The organism is Psychrobacter immobilis, assembly GCF_904846285.1.
GTDB lineage: Bacteria > Pseudomonadota > Gammaproteobacteria > Pseudomonadales > Moraxellaceae > Psychrobacter > Psychrobacter immobilis_D.
This window is the reverse complement of sequence record NZ_CAJHAD010000051.1, coordinates 1-2536: the sequence shown is the minus strand read 5'-3', so window position 1 is coordinate 2536 and position 2536 is coordinate 1. Positions and strand designations below refer to the sequence as shown.

The 2536-nt window shown below is 43.5% G+C and carries 1 protein-coding gene; it reads right to left on the bottom strand.

Annotated features, from left to right (window positions below):
• A partial coding sequence (locus tag JMX13_RS13440; RefSeq protein ID WP_265088420.1) for an ESPR-type extended signal peptide-containing protein occupies positions 1–2297 on the bottom strand: 2297 nt, incomplete at its 3' end.
• Positions 2298–2536: the final 239 nt, after the last annotated feature.

Here is a 2536-nt window from a genome sequence, read left to right as displayed (position 1 = left end):
TTGTCCAACTGATAACTTGGGGCTGTGATGGCGCCAGTCGTCGCGTTGTAAGTTGCGCCGCCACCTAAGTGGCTTGCAATAGAACCCGCCGCCGTATTCAGCTGACCACCATTAATGGCGTCTTTACTGCCACTCATGGTCGCACCATTAGCCACATTCACAATCTTCTGACTGTTTGCATCAAAGCCATTGGCTTTTACTTGACCTGTAAACGTCGGGGCATCAACAATCTGAATATCAACCTTGCCATCAGTGATCACTGTTTTAATGTTGGCATTGCTTGAAGTCGCTGTAGTAGCAGCGCCACCACTGATGTTCAGCGTGCTGCCAAGTTTTTGCTGACTACCATTTGTACCGGTGTCGCTAAGCACATTACCTGTAAAGGTTAACTCTTTGTTCGCTTGGGTATTCGCAGCTGAAATAGCACCGTCAATGGTGCTCGCACCTGTACCGCCAATGTTGGTAGACGTCACAACACCATTCACATCAACAGCCGCTGCGCCGCCAAGTAATGTCCTGTTGCCTTGTGCGATATTATTAAGCTGACTACCATTGATGGCTTCCGTGCTGTTTGTAGCAATACTGCCAGCAGCAACGTTACGAAGTTTAGTAGTTCTAGTGGTGCTGCCATCGGCACTGCGGATACTAGTGATGATATCTAAATTCGCAACTGCTGTACCTGTACCAGCAGCGTTGTCAAAGAACGCGTTACCAACTTTATAAACTTGTGTACCGTCCGCTTTGCTATATACCACAGGAGCAGTATTGGTCACGCCATTAGTCGCAGCTTGTAGTTGTCCGACGTTTGTAGCATCTGTAAGTTCGGTACCAATAGCTAAACCACTAATTTTATTATTATTTAAATTAGCGCCACCGTTTAATGTGGCAATACCAGCGACAGTTAGAGCCCCCCCAGTATTTAAAGAACCCGCACTTATAGCTCCAGTAGAAGTTACCGTAGTGAAGCTTGGATTACTTGAGGTAGCGATAGTAATATCATTACCACTGCGAGTGATCTCTACATTACTCCCATTTTTGAACTTAACGGTATCACTAGATTTGACAGCTGATGCCGTATCATTGTTAGCTTGAATCTTGAAGGTTTGGTTTGCCAAAGTATTCAACTGACCAACGTTTACGGCGTCATTAGTATTAGTACCAGCTGCAACGCCTTTTAATTGACGATCTACATTAGCTGAGTTCGCAAAGCTAACGCTTGTGCCGCCTGTTTGAGCGCCTACTGTGATTGGTGCTGTACCATTTGCTTGCTTTACTAAACCAGCAGTACCGGCAACGACAGCATCAGTCGTTGTTTTGACTGCATTAATATTATCAATTAACTTGCTACTTACTGCGTAAATCTGGCTGCCATTTATTGCATCGGTAGAAGTTGCAGATAACTCACCTGGTGCTACGTTTTTTATTTGGCGCTCATTGCCAATTGATCCAACAGAAACCTGTCTGCCAGCATCCAAAGCTGTTCCAGCAAAAGCATTAGTGCCTTTAAAACCAACAAAATCTACTCCATTGACAGTGCTTTGTTCAATTTTGGTAGCGGTACCATCGGTTAAACTTCCAGCGCCTAGAGCAATTGCACCTGCTTTACTTGCTGTAGCACCCGTACCTAAAGCGGTAGCTGAGTTTACATTAGCTTCGGAGCGCGTACCGAAAGCTAAGCTGAGTGAAGCGTTAGCGGAAGACATAACCCCAACCGCAACCGAAGAGTCACCTGCTACTGTACTGATATATTGTTTTCCACCTTGTACATTTACCAAGTACTGTCCTGTTAAGGTTTTAAACTGTTTAGCAGTGGCTGTCGTATTAAAAGCCTCATTAGTTGTACCTGCAGCCACTGTACCTGACGTACCATTTGCCACACGGTCTAAATCATCTCCGCCAATGGCAACCGAAGAATTACCTTTAGCATGTGTATTTGCACCAACTGCAACAGACTGATCTCCTGGCGCGCACGCAAAAGCTCCTACTGCTACACTTTGATTAGCTGAGCCTGCGGCCCTAGTTCCTAAATCATTTGATGGCTTACAATCTAAATATACACTCCCGCCATCTACTGCACCTGCCATTGATGGCATACTAAAACCCGCTGCAATCAGTCCCGTACACACAGCACTCCAACGCAAAATATTCACGCTATTTGCAACTACGCTACCACTAGATACTTTTGTACTTGAAGTAACAGCACCGCCAGATGACTTACCACGGCTTTTAGCATACTCTGCAACGGCCATAAAACAATTTAATGAGCTATTCCAAATAACTTTGTAATTACGGTTCATACTGAATTTCCCTGTCTTTATTAAAAGATGAATAGCTTAGTGATTATGGCGAAGCATAGATGAGCACAAACTACTAGTACGCTAAACTGCTATATCTAAAAATTACTTAATTAAGATTTAAAAGCCTATAAATATTTAGAACTTTTGTTTATTACATTTTAATACATATATATACAAAAGCACAACGTCACTCATCTTAGTATTAGAACCGTTCATCAGGTTTTTCAGTAAGATAGAAT